13 protein-coding genes are annotated in these 19777 nt (G+C 71.1%); 9 read left to right on the top strand and 4 right to left on the bottom strand.

What is annotated here, in order from left to right; genetic code table 11:
- Nucleotides 1–137 precede the first annotated feature (137 nt).
- The 6 genes from eccCa to ACFTZC_RS23295 all read left to right on the top strand — a co-directional run bounded on the left by eccCa (nt 138) and on the right by ACFTZC_RS23295 (nt 8963).
- Nucleotides 138–4088 carry a type VII secretion protein EccCa gene (gene eccCa, locus ACFTZC_RS23320; RefSeq protein WP_382892655.1) on the top strand — a complete coding sequence of 1317 codons (3951 nt, stop codon included), beginning with the start codon at nt 138–140 and terminating at the stop codon, nt 4086–4088.
- A gap of 117 nt (nt 4089–4205) precedes the next feature.
- Nucleotides 4206–4631 carry a hypothetical protein gene (locus ACFTZC_RS23315; RefSeq protein ID WP_382892653.1) on the top strand — a complete coding sequence of 142 codons (426 nt, stop codon included), beginning with the start codon at nt 4206–4208 and terminating at the stop codon, nt 4629–4631.
- 103 nt (nt 4632–4734) lie between these two features.
- Entirely contained in the window at nt 4735–7002 is a 2268-nt protein-coding gene (locus ACFTZC_RS23310) for a hypothetical protein (protein WP_382892650.1), read from the top strand.
- 6 nt (nt 7003–7008) lie between these two features.
- A complete protein-coding gene (locus ACFTZC_RS23305; RefSeq protein ID WP_382892648.1) occupies nt 7009–7989 on the top strand; it encodes a hypothetical protein in 981 nt (326 codons plus the stop codon).
- Between the two features lie 295 nt (nt 7990–8284).
- Entirely contained in the window at nt 8285–8614 is a 330-nt protein-coding gene (locus ACFTZC_RS23300) for a hypothetical protein (protein WP_382892645.1), read from the top strand.
- Between the two features lie 115 nt (nt 8615–8729).
- Nucleotides 8730–8963 carry a DUF397 domain-containing protein gene (locus ACFTZC_RS23295; RefSeq protein ID WP_329822963.1) on the top strand — a complete coding sequence of 78 codons (234 nt, stop codon included), beginning with the start codon at nt 8730–8732 and terminating at the stop codon, nt 8961–8963.
- 107 nt (nt 8964–9070) lie between these two features.
- On the opposite strand, the gene ACFTZC_RS23290 is transcribed toward ACFTZC_RS23295, so the two are convergent.
- From ACFTZC_RS23290 to eccB, 4 genes are all read right to left on the bottom strand, one after another.
- On the bottom strand, nt 9071–9379 hold the full coding sequence (locus tag ACFTZC_RS23290; protein ID WP_365819800.1) for a WXG100 family type VII secretion target: 309 nt from the start codon (nt 9377–9379) through the stop codon (nt 9071–9073).
- 64 nt (nt 9380–9443) lie between these two features.
- Nucleotides 9444–9791, bottom strand: a complete 348-nt coding sequence (locus ACFTZC_RS23285; protein ID WP_382892642.1) for a WXG100 family type VII secretion target — start codon at nt 9789–9791, stop codon at nt 9444–9446.
- A gap of 434 nt (nt 9792–10225) precedes the next feature.
- A complete protein-coding gene (mycP, locus tag ACFTZC_RS23280; RefSeq protein ID WP_382892680.1) occupies nt 10226–11512 on the bottom strand; it encodes a type VII secretion-associated serine protease mycosin in 1287 nt (428 codons plus the stop codon).
- 26 nt (nt 11513–11538) lie between these two features.
- Nucleotides 11539–13080 carry a type VII secretion protein EccB gene (eccB, locus tag ACFTZC_RS23275; RefSeq protein WP_382892640.1) on the bottom strand — a complete coding sequence of 514 codons (1542 nt, stop codon included), beginning with the start codon at nt 13078–13080 and terminating at the stop codon, nt 11539–11541.
- Nucleotides 13081–13280: 200 nt separating this feature from the next.
- Between eccB and eccE the strand changes: the two genes are divergently transcribed.
- From eccE to ACFTZC_RS23260, 3 genes are all read left to right on the top strand, one after another.
- Nucleotides 13281–14561, top strand: coding sequence for a type VII secretion protein EccE (gene eccE / locus ACFTZC_RS23270; RefSeq protein WP_382892638.1), 1281 nt, complete (start codon nt 13281–13283; stop codon nt 14559–14561).
- 116 nt (nt 14562–14677) lie between these two features.
- Complete coding sequence (locus ACFTZC_RS23265; protein WP_382892636.1) at nt 14678–15418, top strand: hypothetical protein; 741 nt, start codon at nt 14678–14680, stop codon at nt 15416–15418.
- Nucleotides 15419–15794: 376 nt separating this feature from the next.
- Nucleotides 15795–19613: an SCO5717 family growth-regulating ATPase gene (locus tag ACFTZC_RS23260; protein WP_382892634.1), complete on the top strand. Its 3819-nt coding sequence runs from the start codon at nt 15795–15797 to the stop codon at nt 19611–19613.
- The last annotated feature ends 164 nt before the right edge of the window (nt 19614–19777 follow it).

Raw genomic sequence — 19777 nt, 5'->3', positions numbered from 1 at the left:
GCGCACGGTGCGCGCGTCACCCTACCGGGAGGGGTGCGGTACGGCTGCACGTAGGATCACGGTCGCGCGGAGCGACGCCGTCGCCACGGGGGCGCCGGTACGGAATCGCCCGTCCGTCTTGAGGGATTGATACGCCGGTGAGCCAGATCATTGTCAAACGCCCGCCACGTTCCCTTCCTCCGGAAGTGCCCTCGGATGCGCTGACCTTGGAAGCGCCGCCCGAACTGCCGCGTGGTCAGCAGGAGGGCATGCTGATGCAGATCCTGCCGGTGCTCGGCATGGGCTCGTCGGTGGTCTTCTTCTTCTCGCCCCAAGCGCCGCCGTTCATGCGGATCATGGGCGTTCTGATGCTGTTCTCCACGGTCGCGATGATCGGCGCGCAGATCGTCAGATACCGCCGGGGTACGCAGGGGCAAATTGCCGACGTACGGCGCGACTATCTCAAGTATCTGGCGCAGACGCGGCGTACGGTGCGCAGGACGGCGCGCGCGCAGCGCGACGCGCAGCTCTATCTGCACCCCGCCCCCGAGCAGCTGTGGTCGGTGGTGGCCGAGGGGTCGCGGGTGTGGGAACGGCGCGTCGGCGACAAGGATTTCGGGCAGGCGCGGATCGGCTTGGGGGCGCAGCAGCTCGCGACGCCGCTGGTGGCGCCGGACACGGCGCCGGTGGACGAGCTGGAGCCGCTGTCCGCGGGGGCGATGCAGCGGTTCCTCGCGGTGCACGGCTCGTTGGACGGGCTGCCCATGGCGGTGTCGATGCGCGCCTTCTACCACGTGACGGTCTCCGGTGAGCAGGAGTCGGCGCAGGCCGCGGCGCGGGCGCTGGTCGCCCAGCTGGTGACGCTGCACTCCTGCGAGGACCTGATGGTCGCGGTGGTGGTGTCGCCGGGCGCGGCGGGGCGCTGGGAGTGGACGAAGTGGCTGCCCCACACGCAGGTGCCCGGGCAGATCGACGGGGCCGGTACGAAGCGGCTGTTCGGCGATGACCTCGGGGAGCTCGAAGAGCTGCTGCGGAGCCGGCTGGAGGGGCGGGGGCGGTTCGGCAGGGACGCGTCGCCGGTGCTCGACCAGCCGCATGTGGTCGTCGTGCTCGACGGCGGGATGGTGCCGCCGGACTCGCTCTTCGCGGCCGCCGAGGGCGTCCAGGGCGTGACGATCGTCGAGGTGGTGCCCGGGGAGCTGGACGAGCCGCGGGGCGGCCTCTCGGTGGTCGTACGGCCCGGGCGGCTGCGGCTGGAGTCCGGCGGGGGCGTGGCGTACGAGGGGATGCCCGACGGGATCTCGCTGCCCGCGGCGGAGGCGCTGGCCCGCCAGCTCGCCCCGTTGCGCACGGGCGGGGGCGACGACGACGAACCGCTGCTGGCCAACCTGGACTTCACCGATCTGCTCGGCCTGGGCGACGCGGGCGCCGTGGACGTGGCCCGTACGTGGCGGCCCCGTTCGACAGCGGAGCGGCTGCGGGTGCCGATCGGGGTCGGTGAGGACGGCGGTCCGGTGATGCTGGACCTGAAGGAGGCCGCGCAGGAGGGCATGGGGCCGCACGGGCTGTGTGTCGGCGCGACGGGGTCGGGGAAGTCGGAGCTGCTGCGCACGCTGGTGCTGGGGCTGGCGGTCACGCACTCCTCGGAGACGCTGAACTTCGTTCTCGCCGACTTCAAAGGAGGTGCCACGTTCGCGGGGATGTCGCAGATGCCGCACGTGGCGGCGGTCATCACCAACCTGGCGGACGACTTGACGCTGGTGGACCGCATGGGGGACGCGATCCGCGGTGAGCTGCAGCGCCGTCAGGAGCTGCTGCGTTCGGCCGGCAACTACGCCAACATCCATGACTACGAGAAGGCGCGGGCGGCGGGCGCCGCGCTGGAGCCGCTGGCCTCGCTGGTCCTCGTCATCGACGAGTTCTCCGAGCTGTTGACGGCGAAGCCCGACTTCATCGACATGTTCATCCAGATCGGCCGGATCGGCCGTTCGCTGGGCGTGCATCTGCTGCTGGCCTCGCAGCGCCTGGAGGAGGGCAAGCTGCGCGGTCTCGACACGTATCTCTCGTACCGCATCGGTCTGCGCACCTTCTCGGCCGCGGAGTCCCGTACCGCACTGGGGGTGCCGGACGCGTACCACCTGCCGTCGGTGCCGGGCTCGGGGTATCTGAAGTTCGGTACGGACGAGATGACGCGGTTCAAGGCGGCGTACGTCTCGGGTACGTACCGCACGGGCGGGCCGGACCTGTCGGTGGGGCAGCTTCCCGTCGAGCGGCGGCCCGTGCTGTTCACGGCGGCGCCGGTGCCGGTGGTCTACGCGGCGCCGGACCCGGCGGCGGTGTTCGTACCGGCGTCGGAGGACGACGCGCTGGCGGACACGGTGCTCGACGTCATCGTGCGCCGGCTGGACGGTCAGGGGGTGCCGGCGCACCAGGTGTGGCTGCCGCCGCTGGACGAGGCGCCGACGCTGGACCAGTTGCTGCCGGGGATCGCGGTGACGGAGGCGCGCGGGCTGAACGCGACGGAGTACTCGCGTCCCGGCGGGCTGACCGTGCCGCTCGGTCTGATCGACAAGCCTTTCGAGCAGCGCCGTGAGGTGCTCTACCGGGACTTCTCCGGGGCGGCCGGTCACATGCTGGTGGTGGGCGGTCCGCAGTCCGGCAAGTCGACGCTGATGCGCACGCTGATCTCGTCGTTCGCGCTCACCCACACGCCGCGGGAGGTGCAGTTCTACGCGCTGGACTTCGGCGGTGGCGGGCTCTCCGCGCTGGCGGATCTGCCGCATGTGGGCGGGGTCGCCTCGCGGCTGGATCCGGAGCGGGTGCGGCGCACCGTCGCGGAGGTGCTGGGCGTGCTCAACCGGCGCGAGGAGTTCTTCCGCGCGAACGGTATCGACTCGATCGCCACGTTCCGGCGCAAGCGGGCGGCGGGCGAGCTGCCCGGCGAGGCGTGGGGCGATGTCTTCCTGGTCATCGACGGCTGGGGCGGCTTCAGGAACGACTACGACATGCTGGAGCCGATCATCTCCGACATCGCCGCGCGCGGTCTCGGCTACGGCGTCCACGTGGTGGCCACCGCCGCGCGCTACATGGAGGTGCGGGCGGCGCTCAAGGACCAGATGCTCGGCCGGCTGGAGCTGCGGCTCGGCGATGTCATGGACTCCGAGTTCGACCGCAAGGTCGCGGCGAACGTCCCGCAGGGGGTGCCGGGCCGCGGGCAGGTGCCGCAGAAGCTGCACTTCATGAGCGGGCTGCCGCGGGTCGACGGGGTGAGCGACGCGGCGGACCTCTCGGAGGGTACGGCGTCGTTCGTACGGGCGGCGCGGACGCACTGGGCGGGCCCGGCGGCCCCGACGGTGCGGCTGCTGCCGCGCAAGCTCCCCGCCGACCGGTTGCCGAAGGGGTTCGAGTTCCCGCAGTCCGGCATCGCGGTCGCGATCGACGAGACCAATCTGGAGCCGGTGTTCGTCGATTTCGAGACCGACCCGTTCTTCCTGGTCTTCGGCGAGAGCGAGTCCGGCAAGACCAACCTGCTGCGGCTGATCGCGAAGCAGCTCGCCGAGAGGTACACGCCCGACCAGGCGAAGTTCGTGGTCGGCGACTACCGGCGGACGCTGCTGGGGGCGCTGTCGGAGCAGCATCTGCTGGAGTACGCGCCGATGGCCTCATCCCTGCAGATGCACATGGAGGCGCTGGGCGGCGTCTTCTCGCGCCGCCAGCCCCCGACGGACGTCACGCCGCAGCAGCTCAGGGACAGGAGCTGGTGGACCGGGCCGCAGATCTTCATCATCATCGACGACTACGACCTGGTGGCGACCAACTCGGGGAACCCGCTGGCCCCCCTGGCCGAATATCTGCCCTTCGCCCGCGACACCGGGGTCCGCTTCATCATCGCGCGGAACGCCGCGGGCGCCTCCCGCGCCCTGTACGAGCCGTTCATGCAGCGCGTGCTGGAACTGGGCGCCCAGGGCGTGGTCCTGTCGGGCGATCCGTCGGAGGGCGACCTGATCGGCCGCGTACGGGCCACCCCGATGCCGCCGGGCCGCGGCTACTTCGCGTCGCGGCGGCGCGGCAATCCGCTGGTGCAGACGGGCCGGCTGCCGGGCGTGTGAGGCGCGTGAGCGTGTGCGGCGCATGAGTGTGTGAGGCGCGTGAGCGTGTGTGCGGCGCATGAGCTGGGCGCGCGCCGGGCGCGCGCCTGAACCGAAGTCACAACGGGGAGAGACACCATGGGATTTGACGAGGAATGGGGCCGACTGCGCTCCGACGCCGCGAAGAGCCGCTCGACGGACATGCGGCTGAACAGTGCCGACGCCGGCGGGGCGGCGTCGAGTCAGGGAGACGTCGCCTCGACACCCGCGCAGAAGAAGACCGCGGCGAACGACATCGAGAGGGACCTGGAACCCAGCACCAAGAAGGCGGGTGACTGGGCGGACGAAGCGTCGGGAGACGCGGTCAAGGGCTTCGCCGGCTGGGACACGGCAAAGGGCCTGAAGACGGTGCAGAAGACGTGGGAGGGCCAGGTGAAGACCCTGATGGGGCGGCTGTCCGTGGAGAAGGGCGCGCTCCGGGGCGCGGGCGGGCTCTTCGCCCGCAACGACCTCGACACGCACGGAACCTTCCAGCAGTCCAAATCCGGGCTCAACGGGCTGTAGGACGCCGGTTCGCACACCGACACAGGCACGACCGGTATGCAGATCGGCACCCCGGTTCCTCACGAGGAGAGCGCAAGAGAGCATGCTCACGTACGAAGACGTCATGACCACCGACTTCGCACTGCTGACCACTGCCGCGGGCAAGTGGGACGACATGGCCGGCGAGTTCAAGAAGGTCGAGGGACGGTACGAGGACAGCGTCCAGTCGGTCACCATGGGCCCGAACTGGCTCGGCGTCAGCGCGACCACGGCCCACACCAACTTCGCGGCGACCCGCTACGAGTACGCGGCGGCCCAGACGCAGGCCAAGGCGATAGCGAGCCTGCTCCGCGACGCCCATGAACAATTCGTGGAGCTCAAGAAGCGGGTCCAGTCGGCCCGGGACGACGCCGTCAAGGCCGGCATGAAGGTCTCCGAGTACGGGGCGGTCTCGTACGACTACGCGAAGCTGACCGACTCGGAGCGCAGCGCCGTCCAGCACGACCCGGACGCCCGTTCGGTCGAACAGTCCTGGGCGAGGCGCATCGACGACTGTGTCAAGGCGGTCGACGACGCGGACAAGGGCGTCAGGCTGGCTCTGGAAGCGGTGGTCCTGGACACCATCGGCGACAAGAACGACGAAACGCTCGGCACCGGATTCAACGCGCACGCCAAGGGCGACATCGAACTGTACGAGGCGGAGAGCCAGAAAGAGATCGCCACGCGGATCAACAACGGCGAGAAGGTCTCCGCGGCGGAGTGGGCCGAATTCCAGAGGTCGTTCCGCGACAACGCCGACAACAAGGCGTTCAACCAGAACTTCCTCAACGGCCTGGGCCCCGAAGGTGTCATCAAGCTCAACGACCGGCTGAACGATTTCGCGCACGACAAGGACAAGAAGTTCGACCGCGACCGGTTCCAGGACATCCAGAAGGGCCTGGCCAATACGGTGGCCGGGGCGACCCGGGTGCCGGGAAGCGTGGCGGATTCCCCGCCCGGCTCGAAGAAATATCAGGACTGGGTGGCGAGTCCCGACGGAAAGTTCTACCGGGAGTTCACGGAAGGTCTCGACAAATCAGGGACGAAGAACTTCGGTTCGAACACGGAACCGCTCTACGGATACCAGTTGTTCGTGGACATGATGGATCACGCGGACACCCCGTACGACGACCAGTTCCTGTACGCACTGGGCGATGACCTCATTGCGGCCGAGAAGGACAACTCGGGCATATTCACCAAGTGGGGCCGGGGTCACGACGGAGTGAACACCGACGCCGTCGACGGGCTGCTCAAGGTCATGAGCAAGAACCCGGATGCCGCCACCGCCTTCTTCGATCCCGATGGCAACGGCACCGGCGAGAACCACGTCGCCAACAATCACCTGAAATACCTGGCGGGCAGCGGGGACGATGCCCGCGAGTGGCCGAAGAATGTGATCACGGGCTATTCGGTGACGACACTCGACGACCCGACGAGCCGGATGGGGCTGGGCGCCGCGCTGGAAGCGGCCACCACCGGCCACCCTCCGCTCCGGGAGGGTCAGTCGGGTGGCGAACCGGGGCCGCACACCGCCGCCCAGGCCAGGGTGATGCAGGAAACGATCAACACTCTCGACGACAAGGCCGGCGGCGAATCCGTCCACCAGAATCTGCAGAAGAATCTTGGACGGGCACTCGCCGACTACGCGCAGGACAATCACAATATTCTGGCGGAGAAGGGTACGAAGTACGGCAGCCCCGAAGGGATGGACAGCATCTGGAAATCCGGCGACGGCGAGGCCGGTATCACCGTTGGGAAAGACAGTCTCATGCGCGTCATGCGCGGGGTGTCTTCGGACGACCAGACCTACGCGCTCCTGTACGACACGCAGCGTACGTATGCGATGGAACAGCTTTCCCAAGCACCGCAGGCCGGTGGGGAAGGCCATGAGGCCTGGAAGAACCCGGCGAGCGACATGGGATCCGTACTGGGCGCGATGAACTCGATCGGCTCCGATGTGATCCTGGACGAGCGGGACGACAAGATAGCCGCGGTGAACGACCAGGCACGGTACTCCTATCACGCCATCGGCGCACCCGTGACGGGACTTCCCGTATTCGGCGATACCGCACAGCGGCTTGTCGATGCGGCGACGTACGAGTGGTCGAAGGATGTCAGCTCAGCAGCCTCTTCGGTGGCTCAGGAGAAGAATTCCGAGCACTACACGGCCGGGGTCGGCGGCACGTACAGCATGATCGACAGCTTTGCCCGCGAGCGCGGTGTGGACGTCATGGACGAGAACAACAGCAAAAAGGATCCGAACTGGGAGGCATGGCAGGCCATGCGACGAGAAGCCAAGCAGTCCTATTCCAGCTCCCGTGGCGATGCCGCGGTCAACCTCGGATGGGAATGACGTTCCGTGCCCGTACGTGTGCCGCGCTCCCGACGCGCGAAGTGGTCGGCAGCCGCCGTTCTGGCTGTTCTCGCCCTTGTCGGTGGACTGTTCCTCACGTTCAACACCAATACCTTCGGCCCGGGGGAACTCTGCCGCGGCCGGCTGTCGGCCGACGACGTCCGCCGCGCCTTCCCAGGAGCGGGGCGGCTGAGTGACAAGGATGCGGAACAGGACCGGAGTTGCACGGTCGAGCGGACGGCCGTGGGACCGGGCACCAGCGATGTGCAGTTCTCTCTGGACGTCGAGCCGGAGAGCAGCGCGTTCCCCTTCGAGCGGGGCACCTGGGCGATGTCCGGGAGCGGAGACATCATCTCCGGCGCCTCGTCCGGGACGACGGGCGAGCGCGGCGGCTGGCTCCTGCTGCCCTCGTCCTGCGCGGCCCTCGCCGACTCGGCAGCCCCGGCGAGCAGGCCGGTGCTGCGGGCCCGCGTGTGGAACGGGACGGCGGAGCCGGCCGGCCTGGCGCGGCTCCTCGCGTCGGCCGCGGCGTCACTGACCGCCGGGGCGGACTGCCGCTCGAACCCCGGGGAGGCGCCGGGCGATGTGCTCCCCGCCTCCGCCGTCTCCGCGACGGACACCGCCGATGTGTGCTCGCTGCCCGGATTCCGGCTCGCCAAGGTCACCGGGCCGAAGGGCCAGTCCGTACAGGAGCGGACTTCCGGCTCCTTCGACAGTGCGTGGTTCTGCGACCTCTCGTTCACGGGAGACGAACGGAACGGCCCGTTCACCAGACTGGCCGTAGTCAAAGATCCGGAACTGTCCGTTTCGCTCAAGGACAGGCGGGTCGAAAAAGCCGTCTGCGGGGGCAAGGAGACATATTTCCTTCTGGACAACGCCGATTACCCCTGGGACCCGAAGGAGCGCGCGGCGACGGGATTCCCGTCCGAGAAGGAACTGAGCGACCTCTTCGGCAGGGCCGCACGCGAGGCCCTCGACTGCTCATGACGACGTTCCGGCCCGCGCAGAGGGGCTCCCGCTCCGTATCGGAAGGTTCATGAGAACAACAGACAGCATGTCGTTCACCCTTGAATCGTGGGAGACGCAGCAAGGCCATCGCAGCACCCGTCAGTACGGCTGGCGCGGCACGTCGGAGGTTTTCGGCACCGTGACGGTGACCTACCCCATGAGACGCCAGAACACCCGGGCCTGCGTCGGGGTGGACGGTGAACGTATACCCGGGTCTTCGTTCGAGGGATTCGCGGACGGGAGCCGCCCGTCCCTGTCCCTCATGGAATTGCGCGTGGGCACCACGCCCGTCCCGCTGAGCAGGAGGCGGTGGGCCCTGACGAAGAAGGGGCGTTCGCTGCGGCTCGCCCATGGCGGACACGCGTACACCTGCACGGCCGGCAGGGGCGGGAGAAGCTACGTCCTGGCTCGGGAGGGAGTGCGCGTCGCGGTCTCCCGAAAGGGGCGCGGGAGCGGAAGGCGTCAGGTCTTCGAGGTGAGCGGACCGGCCGAGCCCGCCGACATCTCCATCGCCGTTGTCTTCACCGGCGTCAACAGAGCCAACCTCACCCTGGGAGGGGCCATCAGATCCACGGTGGCCAGGCTTCTGGATCTCGCCTCCTGACGTTCCGCGTCCGTGGCGGGAGGGACGAGCCGCGCGATCCGGGGCGAGGGACGGCGTCGACTACGGATACTTTGGTCTGCAACTCCGTACCGTGATGAAGAAGGGGAGGCCCCTGATGGGTACTCAGCAGGAGAAGGACGAGCTGTACGCGCTGGACATCAGTGGCGTGGAGTGGCAGGGCGCTCCCGGCACGAGTCCGGACGAGGAGCGGGTGGAGATCGCGTATCTCCCGGGCGGGGCCGTCGCGATGCGGTCGTCCATGGATCACGACACCGTGCTGCGGTACACCGAGGCCGAGTGGCGGGCGTTCGTACTCGGGGCCAGGGACGGCGAGTTCGACCTGAAGTGAGCGGGGATCCGCGGTAGCGCCGGAGGACACGGCTGAGGGGCACGCCCGGTACGTACGGTGCGTGCCCCTCCCGTGTTCCCCGGCGCGGGCCGGTCGGTGGTGCCGGGTCAGTACGCCTCGGTGAAGTACTGCGACGCCTTCTTGTCCGTGGCGCGGTAGCCGTCCTTGCCGCCCTCGATGAGCTTGGCGACCTTCTCCAGCTGGTCCTTCATGTGCGTGGCGTTGCCCTTGTACTTGCGCTGGAGGGCCTCGTACTCCCGGTGCGCCTCACCGTCCCACGTGTCGGTGACGACCTTGAGCGCCTGGTCCATCTCCTGGAGGTCCTGGACGATGTTCTTCGACACCGTCCGGATGCGGTTGGCCATCTCCTGGACGCTCTCGTACCGAACCCGGGTCCCCGGATCTGTGCCGGCCATGCTGTTCTCCTCGAAGCTCGAAGTGTGATCGGTGGGCCCTGGGGCCGCGAACGGGTCGGTCGTGTCAGATGTTGTTGAGGCCCGAGGTGTTCTGGTTGGCCTCGGTCCTGGCGGCGGCGAACTGGGCGCGCACGTCGTCGTCCTGCTCGTTGCTCAGGTTCTTCGTCTGACCGACCGCGTTCTCCAGGACGGTGAGCAGACGGAGGATCGAGTCGTGGTCCTCGTTGATCATCACCTGGGCCGAGACGAAGCCGGAGGCACCGACACCCGTCCACCCGGCACTGACCGTCGCGATGATGTCGGCCAGTTCCCGGGCCTGCTTGGAGACCTGCTCCTTGGTCTCCGTGATCTTGTTCTTCGCCTGGACGACCGGGTCGTCAGAAAGTCCGAACCCACCTGTGGGGCTGCTCATCCGGAGTCCTATCTATCGGTTCCCAGCCCGGCACACGCGGTCGCCGCCGGGCTTCTTCTCTTCGCGCGCGCCGCCGGAACCGGCCGTGTGTGTTCCCCGGACGGCCCCGTACGTACGTCGCGCTTGCCCCCGTGTCTCAGAAGAGGGGGAAGCAATGGGTGGGGATGGCTTTCCGGTGGGACGGGACGGTACGCGTCACTGTCCGGGCGGCGGGAATCCTCTCCGCCGTCCCGCATGTCCCCCGCCATGTCAGGTCCCCCATGACCCCCGTCGACCCCATGGACCTCATCGCACTCGTGAAGCCATGGTCACTCTAGCCATATCCCCTCCCGGCCCCAACACCGGTTTCGGGAGAGAGATCGACTTCACTCACCGGAATTCGCCGGAGCTCATTGCACAGCGCACGGCGGTCTCGACTGCCCTCCGCGGTGCGCTCATGCACGCCGGCGCGAGGCCCCGCGCCGTGCGTCGCGGCGCCGCAGGTCCCGCAGCACGGTGGCCGAGCCCGCGACGACCGCGACCAGCACGCCACCGATCCCCAGGGCGTACGTGGCGTACCGCTCCGAGCGTTCCTGGGGTGTCTCGGAGAGGGCGAGATGCGCGGGTTCCGGTGCGGGCGGCTTGGGCGGGCCCGGGTCGGGGCGCGGGGACTCGGGCGCGCGGTCGTCCTCGGTGAGCGCACGGACCGGGTCGACGACACCCCAACCGACGAAGTCGTCATGGCCGTTGACGCTGCGTTCGGCGGTCTGCTCGATCTGCGCGACGATCTGGTGCGCCTTCCACTTCGGGTGCTTGGCGCGCAGCAGCGCTGCGACGCCCGCGACGTACGGGGCGGAGAAGCTCGTCCCGTTGTCGACGCACTGGCCGTTGCCGGGGACGGTGGAGACGATGTCCACGCCGGGCGCCGCCACCCCCACGAAGGTCCCGGACTGGGAGAACGGCGCGCGCTCGTTGTTGCGGTCGGAGGCGGCGACGGCGAGAACGCCGTCGAAAGCGGCGGGGTAGGTGTTCTTGCGCCGTCCGTCGACACCGTCGTTGCCCGCCGAGGCGACGACGACTATGTCGTTGTCGAGGGCGCGGCGTACGGCGCGGCCCAGGTCGGAGTTCTCCGTCAGCGGCTTCGTGGTGTCCTGGGAGATGTTGATGACGTCGGCCTTCTGGGCGATGGCGTGGTCGATCGCCTTGGCCATGGTGGTGTCCTGGCCGCTGTTCTTCTCGTCGTTCTGGCGGATCGGGATGATGGTGGCCTCGGGAGCCAGTCCGACGAATCCGGTGCCCTTACGAGGGCGCGCGGCGATGATCCCGGCGACCTTGGTGCCGTGGCCGACCTTGTCGTCCGTACCGTCGCCGTCCTTGCCCTTCTCCATCTCCTTGGCCAGGAACTCGGTTCCCGCGGAGGTGTCGACGGCCTTCCTCAGCTGCCGGTTGGTGTTGTCGACCCCGGTGTCGATGACCGCGACGCTCACCCCCTCGCCCTTGGTGTCCGCCCACAGTTCGTCGAGTATCACGCGCTGGAGCGGCCAGGGGGTGCCCGCGATCTGCTGCTTCATGGGGAAGGAGCATTCGCCGCTGCCGTTTATCCCGAAGTTCCAGGAGGCTTCCCCGCGCCCCGTACCGGGCCCTTCCGCGGCGGGGGCGGGCCGGAACCCGGTCAGCGCCGTGAGCGCCGTCAGGGCCGCCCCGGCGGCGGCCAGGACGGTTTTCGCGCGTACGTGAGGCATCGCAGCCATCAGCTCCCGGTCCCCCCTCACGAGCCCTGCGGCTGACGCGCGCTGTTGGTGTCGAGGCGCGGCCCCTTCGACAGGAACTCCGACCAGGCGATCGGGACCAGGGCCGGAGTGACCTTCTCGTAGCCGAGCCTTATCTGGGCCTCGCTGGGCTCGGGGCGGCCGTCCTGCTGCTCCTGCCGCTCCCCCGCGCCGATGTCCGACCGCGCCGCGTCGCTGTCGCCGTTCGCCTGGACCGCGTACCGCAGCCCGGTGTCCGTCACCAGGAAGAGCGAACCGTCGGGGTTGGTCTGCCGTCCCCGCACCTGCGTGTAGAGCAGCCCGCTGCCGGGGGTGACGTAGGTGCTCGTTCCTCCGGCGGTGATGTCCGCGGGGTACGCCGCGCCGGCCCAGGTGGAGAGCGTCGCGCGGCCCTTGTCGTCGACGGAGCGCAGCACGCTGCACACCGTGTCGCGGGCGCCTTCGCCGCCCTCCGTGTTGACCTGGGTGGTGCGCCGTTCGGGCCAGCGGTTCTCCGCGCCGAAGGTCTCCGTGTCCGGCGTGAGGGACTGGGCGTCCACGGTGTCGGCCTCGCCGCCCATCTCCAGGTCGCCGGTCTGCGGGGAGTTGATCAGCAGCCAGGCGGTGAACTCCGACACCGGCTGGACCTTGCCCTGGAGGACGACGTAGTGCTGCGGCCCCGCGCCGGTCTGGGCGAGCAGCACCTTCCCCACCCGGTCCTGCTCCGCGGTGAGTCCGCCTCCGACCCCCGCGCCGGAGGCGACCTCGCCGGGGACCTCGGGGAAGTCGACGGGGCTGCCGGTGTGCAGGGTGTCCAGCCAGTCGTCGGTGACGGACTGCGGCTCCCGGTCGCCGACGAGCGCCCGGGTGAGGTTGTCGCTCGGCTTGTCGCGCACCAGGTACTTCGTACCGTCGGCGTCGACGAGATAGCGGTCGCCCTTCTGGCCCTTGACGTACAGCACCTGCGCGCCCGTCAGCCGCTGTCCGCCCTCCGTCCTCCCGAGATCGCGTTCGGCGAAGAGGAACGCGGCCTTCTGGACACTGCCGCCCTTGCCGGCGCCCGGCTGCTCACAGACGGCCCAGCGCTTGGGCTCGCCCGCGTCCTTCTCGCCCGGCAGCCGGTCGGGCGCGTACGGAATGCCCAGTACGGGGCCGCGCGGGGGCTTGCCCGCGTCCAGGATCTTGTCGGGCACCTGGATGACCGCGAACTGCTTCGGAGTGAGCAGGAGCCGGGCCGACGCGAGGTTCAGCACGGGGTGGAGGAGCGTCTCCTTCTGCTTCCCCTCACCGGTGCTCAATACCACGTAGCGGGTGGTGGAGTCCTTTCCGACGATCACCTTGGTATTCGGCTCCGCCCAGTCCTTGGGCGCGGTGGGCTTGAACATCCCCCAGGCCCCGAACCCCGCCAGGATGAGCGCGCCGGCGATCAGTCCGGGGACGACGGCGCGCAACGGTCTGGGCGCGCCTTCCTCCGTGCTGGTGGCCGAGGGTTGGAGAAATGCGGCCACCGTGCGCTTCTTCGCGAAGGTGTACGCGTTGAGCTCATCCCGCCGTGATGCCATGAGTCCCCATCGATGAAAAAGGCTCGGTCTCCTCCCGGGGACAGGGCACGTCGGCATGGCCCCCGGGCCCTGCCTGAGTGTCGGACCGGCCCCCTACTATGCCTGTAGGCCGGGCGTGATGGTGGGGCGGGTAGGGTGATCCAGCTGCCAACACCCTGGTCGGCCAGGGTGATCGGGACGAATTGGGGGGTTTCTCCATCATGGCTTCAGCGACGCAGACGCGGCCTGCCGCGACCGCGCCGTCCGCCGCCGCCTCCCCAGGCCAGGCGACGCCCGGACGGAAGGCGCGGCCAGGGCATTTCGGACCGTTCCGAATGCAACAACTGGTACTGATCGAGCTGGCCGCGGCCGTGCTGCTGGTGGCGTGGGTCATCAGCCCCCTGTTGCTGGTCCCGGGCGGTGTGCTCGCCACGCTGCTGGTGCTGCTGGCCCTGGTCCGCAGGCACCGGCGTGCGCTGCCCGACTGGCTCGCGACGGTTCTCGCACTGCGCGCCCGCACGCGCAGGGCCGCCTCCCTGGTGATTCCCGCCGGTACGGAGCCGGGGCTGGCGCCCGCCGTGGAGTGCGACCCCGCGCTGCGCACGTACGTGTACAGCGACCGTGACCGGCGCCCGATCGGGCTGATCGGTGACGGCACGTTCCTGACGGTGGTGCTACAGGTCGAGTCGGACGCCACGGCGCTGCGGCCCGACCGCGCCGCCAGGCCGCTCCCCGTCCGTCTCGTACGGGACGCTCTCGACGTGGACGACGTACGGCTGGAGTCCGCCCAGATCGTGCAGCACACGCAGCCCGCGCCCGCCCCGCACCTGCCGGAGCAGTCGGTGGCGGCCCGCAACTACGCGCCGTTGCAGGCCCTGACCGGCTCCCCCGCCGTACGGATCACGTGGATAGCGCTCAAGCTCGACCCCGAGCTCTGCCCGGAAGCGGTGGCGGCACGGGGCGGCGGTCTGCGGGGCGCACAGAAGTGTGTGGTGCGCGCCGCGGACCAGCTCTCCAGCCGGCTGGCGGGCGCGGGATTCCGGGCTTCGGTGCTGACCGAGCAGGAGCTGACCGCGGCGATAGCCGTCTCTTCGTGCGCCAACCCGCTGGCCATCGCGCAGGCGGGGCGTACGGAGACACCGGTGCGGCGGACGTTGGAGACGTCGCGTACGTGGCGCTGCGACGACCGCAGGCACACCTCGTACTGGGTGGCCCGCTGGCCGGAGCTCGGTGGCGGGGCGCCGATGCCGCAGCTCGTCGCGCTGCTGACCTCGATCCCGGCGCTCGCGACGACCTTCAGCCTCACGCTGGGGCGCGGTGAGCGGCAGGGGGTGACGGTCAGCGGACACGTACGGATCACGGGGCGCAGCGACGAGGAGCTGGTGACCGCCCGTCATGAACTGGAGCGCGCGGCCCGCGGGGTGAAGACCGGGCTGGTGCGTCTGGACCGCGAGCAGGTGCCCGCGATGCTCGCCACTCTTCCGCTCGGGGGTACTCGCTGATGTCCGTACCGACCACCGGGCCCGCGCCGGTGCGTGGGCCCGCTCCGGTGCCGGCGGCTCCGGGAGCGGCTTCCGGGCCGGCTCCGGCTCCGGCAGGGGGCCTCGCTCCGGCTTCGATGCCCGCGATGATGCGGGAGCCGGTCAGGGGCCGGGGCAGGCCACGGATCGGTTTCGGGCTGATCGGGCCCCGCCGTGAGCGCCACGCGCTCTCCGTGGACCAGTTGGAGGCGCTGGCCCTGCCGGTCGGGGACGACGGCGTGGTGATCGGCGTGGACGCGGGGAACCGGCCCGCCGTTCTCGGCGTCAACCGGCCCACTCCGTACGACATCACGCTGATCGGTGGCCTGTGGACGGCGCAGGTGCTGGTGCTGCGGGCCGCCGCGACCGGTGCGCGTATCGCCGTGGAGACGGGCCGGGCGCATGCCTGGACCGGGCTCGCGCAAGCGGCGGGCGGGGGCACTCCCTGCGTCACGCTGCACGACGTGGGACGGGTGCCGCCCCAGGGCGCCTCCGCCGGCAGCCCGGTGATCGTGGTGCGGGACTGCGGGATGCGGCCGCCACGCGGGCGTGTGGTGTCGGCGCCGTGGCAGTCGGTGCTGACGCTCCTGCCCTACCTCAGCCCGGTGGCACCGCGTCTGATGGAGAAGTCGGCACTCGTCGGCCTTCAGCGGGTGTCGCCGGACGAGGCGGCGCAGATCGGCCGGATCATGAGCCTGCCGCGCGTCGAGACGGAGGCGCTGTCGACGCTCTCCGACGGGGTGACGCTCTGGTGCACCCCGCGGGACCGGCAGTTCGTGATGACGCAGGCGACGGACGCCGAGACCGGATTGTTGGGCAGCGCACGCCGGATGGACTGAGGGCGCGCGGTACGCACCGGGTGTAGTGCGCCTGGTGCGTTTCCGCCTGCCATCACGCGGGCGGATGTAGGGATTTGGCCACTCTTGCACCGTTCTCATGGCCCCGTGTGCCGCCCCGTACGGTGCCGGAGGCGCACGCTCCGCGCGGCCGAGGCCCCGTGGGGGCGGTACGGGGCGTACGGGACGGGCGTTGACGGGCGGTCCACCCTGCCGTATCGGCGGCGTTGGCGATTAGGGTGGGTACAGGCGCGGGAGCAGAGAACCTGCGGGCAGCCCGGCCGCGTCGCCAGGGGAAGAGCCGGGCGGACCGGAGTGACGGATTCGGCCGCCCCCACCCACCACGGCACAAGGGTGCTCGACCACACCAGGAGGCAAAGTGAACGGCGATCGGGACGAGATCCGTGGCGGCTGGAACCGGCCGGCCGCGGACGATCAGTCCGACGCGGAGCCCGAGATGACGGGTGAGTTCACCATCGACTACACCCCGCCCGCCTGGTACACGCAGAACGCGCCGGGGGACACGACCGGTGGTGGCGCCACGAGCGCACCGGCCTTCACCAACTCTCCCCCGCCGCCCGGCGGCGCGCCCGTCGCGGTGCCGGGGCTGCCCGCGGGGAGCGGCTTCGAGCCCAACTGGGCGCCGCAGCCCCCGTCAGCGCCGCAGCCCGCGTCCCAGGCGCCTCCGGCTCAGCCCGCGCAGCGGTCACAGGACGGTGCCGAGCCCGCTCGCGCCGCGGAACCGGCGGCTCCGGCGTCCGCGCCCGGAGCGCCGGAACCGTTCGGCGGCGGCGACGTGGAGAGCGGCGCGACGATGCGGTTCTCCCCGAAGGCGCTGAAGCGCGAGATGGAGAAGCACGAGGCGGCGAAGAACGGCGCGCCGGAGACGGCCGAGGCCCGGACGGGCCCGGCGGCCGAGGACGGTCCGACCGGCGCCGCGGGCAAGGACACGGTCGCCGGCCAGGACGCGGAGACAGGCGCTGGCACAGGCGCTGCTCCGGAGACCGGTACTGCCCCGGAGGCTGGTGCGGGCGTCGCGGCGGCGGACGCGGCGGACGTGTCCGCTGTGCGGCCGAGCGGCGCGGACGCCGCGGCCGGTGCCGGGGCGGACGACGGAGCGGCGGAGAGCACGAGCGTTCCGCCCGTACCGCCGGCGTCCCAGGAGACGTCCGCCGCGCCGTACGGGGCGGACGGGGCGGCGTACGGCGCGGACACGGCGGCCAAGAACGGGGCGCCTGACGGTGCGGCCGACGGAATCGCGGCGACGGACGCCGCGCCGGGCCGTGTGGAGTCCGGTGAACCCGGTGAACCCGGTGCATCTGCCGCGCCGGGTTCAACGAACGCACCGGACGCACCGGACGCGCCTGTGGCGCGGGACGGTGCCGCAGGCGACGCACCCGCTCCCGTCGCGGCGGCCGAGCCGTCCCCGAAGCCTGAGGCGCCGTCCGAAGCCGCGTCCGAGACCCCCGACGACGGTATTGCGGACGCCATCCCGGTGTCCCCGAGGGCCGAGGCCGCCGACGACGAGCCGTCCGACGCGGTTCCCGTGGCCGAACCGGCGGACGCGGTGCCGCCCGTGGTCGTCGCCGACGCCGTTCCGCAGGACGCGGTGCCCGCCGACGAGCCCCAGGACGCTCCTCCGGTCCCCGCACCGGCGCAGCCCTGGGCGCCGCGGCCCGGCGCCGTGCCGGGCGCCGGACTGCCTCCGTTGCCGCCCGCGTTCCAGCCGGCCGCGCCGGGGCCCGCGCCGCAGTGGCCCGTATCGGCGCAGTCGGCCGAGCAGTCGGCCACGCCGCAGAGCCAGACGCCGGCGGTCCCCGCGCAGGCACAGCCCCAGGACCGGCCGCCGGCCGCGCCTCAGGGATCGCCCCAGGGTGCGAGCGCGTGGCCCGCGCTGCCCGCCGCCCCGCAGACGCAGGGCGGCTACGGCTTCCCGCAGCAGACGGGGCCGGCCGACCAGGGCCCGGCCGCCGCCGTGCCGGTGCCTCCCGCTCCCGTCCCGCCCGCCCCCGTGCCACCGGTGCCGCCCGCGGCGCAGCCGCCGGCCGCTCTGCCGCCCGCGGCCTCCGTTCCGGCTCCGGGCACCGGGCCCATCCCTCCGGCCCCGAACGCCCCCGTACCACCCACCGGTTACGGCTTCCCCCAACAGGGGCAGCCGGGCCTCCCTGTTCCCGCGCCCGCGCCGCAGCCGCCCGCGCCGCAGAGCGGCTACGGCTTCCCGCAGCAGGGCGGTTACGGATTCCCCCCGCCGGGAGCTCCGGGGGCTCCGGGCGCCCCGCACGTTCCCGGCTTTCCGGGCGCTCCCGGGGCGCAGCAGCCCCCGCAGGCGGGTTACGGGTTCCCGCAGCAGCAGGGCCGGCCGGGCGCGGATGCCCCTGCCCCCGTACCGCCGGCTCCGCCGGCGCCCCATCTGCCGGTGCCCGCCGCGCCGCACCTGCCCGCCCAGCAGCCCCCGCAGCCGCACCCGGGCCAGACGCCACCGCCCCGGGCCGACGAGCCGCCGCAGCTCCACCAGGCGCTGCCGCAGGCCGCGCCCGGTGCGCCGCCCGTCGACCCCCGTACCGGCGCGGCGTGGCCCTCCGCCGTCGCGCACGACCACCGCGAACGCTCCGTACCGGGCGCTCCGCTCGGTTACACGGCGGCTGTTGAACTGTCCTCGGACCGTCTGCTGCGCAACAACAAGCAGAAGCCCAAGAGCAGCCGCAATGCCTCCGGTGGTTCGCGCTTCAAGATCGGCGGGAAGGCCGCCGAGGCGGAGCGGCAGCGCAAGCTCGAACTGATCCGTACGCCGGTGCTCTCCTGCTACCGGATCGCGGTCATCAGCCTCAAGGGCGGCGTCGGCAAGACCACGACGACGACCGCGCTCGGCTCGACCCTGGCCTCCGAGCGGCAGGACAAGATCCTGGCGATCGACGCCAACCCCGACGCCGGTACGCTCGGCCGCCGCGTACGGCGCGAGACCGGGGCGACCATCCGCGACCTGGTGCAGGCGATCCCGCACCTCCACAGCTACATGGACATCCGCCGGTTCACCTCGCAGGCGTCGTCCGGGCTGGAGATCATCGCCAACGACGTGGACCCGGCCGTCTCGACGACGTTCAACGACGAGGACTACCGGCGCGCGATCGACGTCCTCGGCAAGCAGTACCCGATCATCCTCACGGACTCGGGCACCGGTCTCCTCTACAGCGCGATGCGCGGCGTGCTGGACCTCGCCGATCAGCTCATCATCATCTCGACGCCCTCCGTGGACGGTGCGAGCAGCGCGTCGACGACGCTCGACTGGCTCTCCGCGCACGGCTACGCGGACCTGGTACAGCGGTCGCTGACGGTCATCTCCGGGGTCCGCGAGACCGGCAAGATGATCAAGGTGGACGATATCGTGCAGCACTTCGAGACCCGCTGCCGCGGCGTCGTCGTGGTGCCCTTCGACGAGCACCTCTCGGCGGGCGCCGAGGTGGACCTCGACATGATGCGTCCCAAGACACGCGAGGCGTACTTCCATCTCTCGGCGCTGGTCGCGGAGGACTTCGTACGGGCCCAGCAGGCTCAGGGGCTGTGGACCGCGGACGGCCAGCCGCCGCCGCACCTCGCGCCGCCGATGCCGGGCCACCCGGGTATGCCGGTACAGGGGCAGGCGCCGTACGGGGCGCCCGCTCAGGGGCTGCCGCCGCAGGGCCCGCCGTACGGGCAGCCGATGCACGGTCAGCCCCCGTACGGGGCGCCGCACCTCGCGCAGCACGGACAGCCAGGACAGCACGGACAGCAGCCGGCGCAACCGGGGCAGCCGCACCAGGGGCAGCCCGGCCATGGACAGCCGTACCCGCCTCAGCAGTACCCGCAGCCGCCGGTGCCCCAGCAGCCGCACCACGGCCGGCAGCAGCCTCCGGCCGCCCCCTACCCGCAGCCGTACCCGCAGCAGCCGTACGGCGGACCGCAGCCGGGGCCCGGCATCCAGCAGGGCTGGCAGCAGTCGCCGCCCTCCCAGGCGCAGTCCCCCGCGAGCCCGGCGGGGCCCCCGGGGCCCCCGCCCGGTCAGGCCGTCCCACCAGGACAGCAGCCCGCCTCGTACGGTCTGCAGCCGCCGCAGGCCCCGGCGCCGGACCCCGCCGAAAGGCCCGACGCGCAGCACCCTGTCCCGCCGGGCGGATGGCCTCAGCAGCAGCCGCCGGCAGCACCGCCAGCGCCTCAGCAGTAGGGCGTCAGAGGTAGAGACCAATGAGGGGCCGCACCGTCTTCACGGTGCGGCCCCTCAGCGCATTCCCGCAGACCACACGGGGTTTGGGCGACCGTTGACGCGGCCGACGAGCGCTGATAAACCTTCGCTTCACCAGTTGGCGAACCAGCATCAACCCGGCTTCT

This window comes from Streptomyces sp. NPDC056987, assembly GCF_042673865.1.
GTDB lineage: Bacteria > Actinomycetota > Actinomycetes > Streptomycetales > Streptomycetaceae > Streptomyces.
The sequence above is the reverse complement of the archived record's forward strand: the minus strand, read 5'-3'. Positions and strand labels throughout refer to the sequence as shown.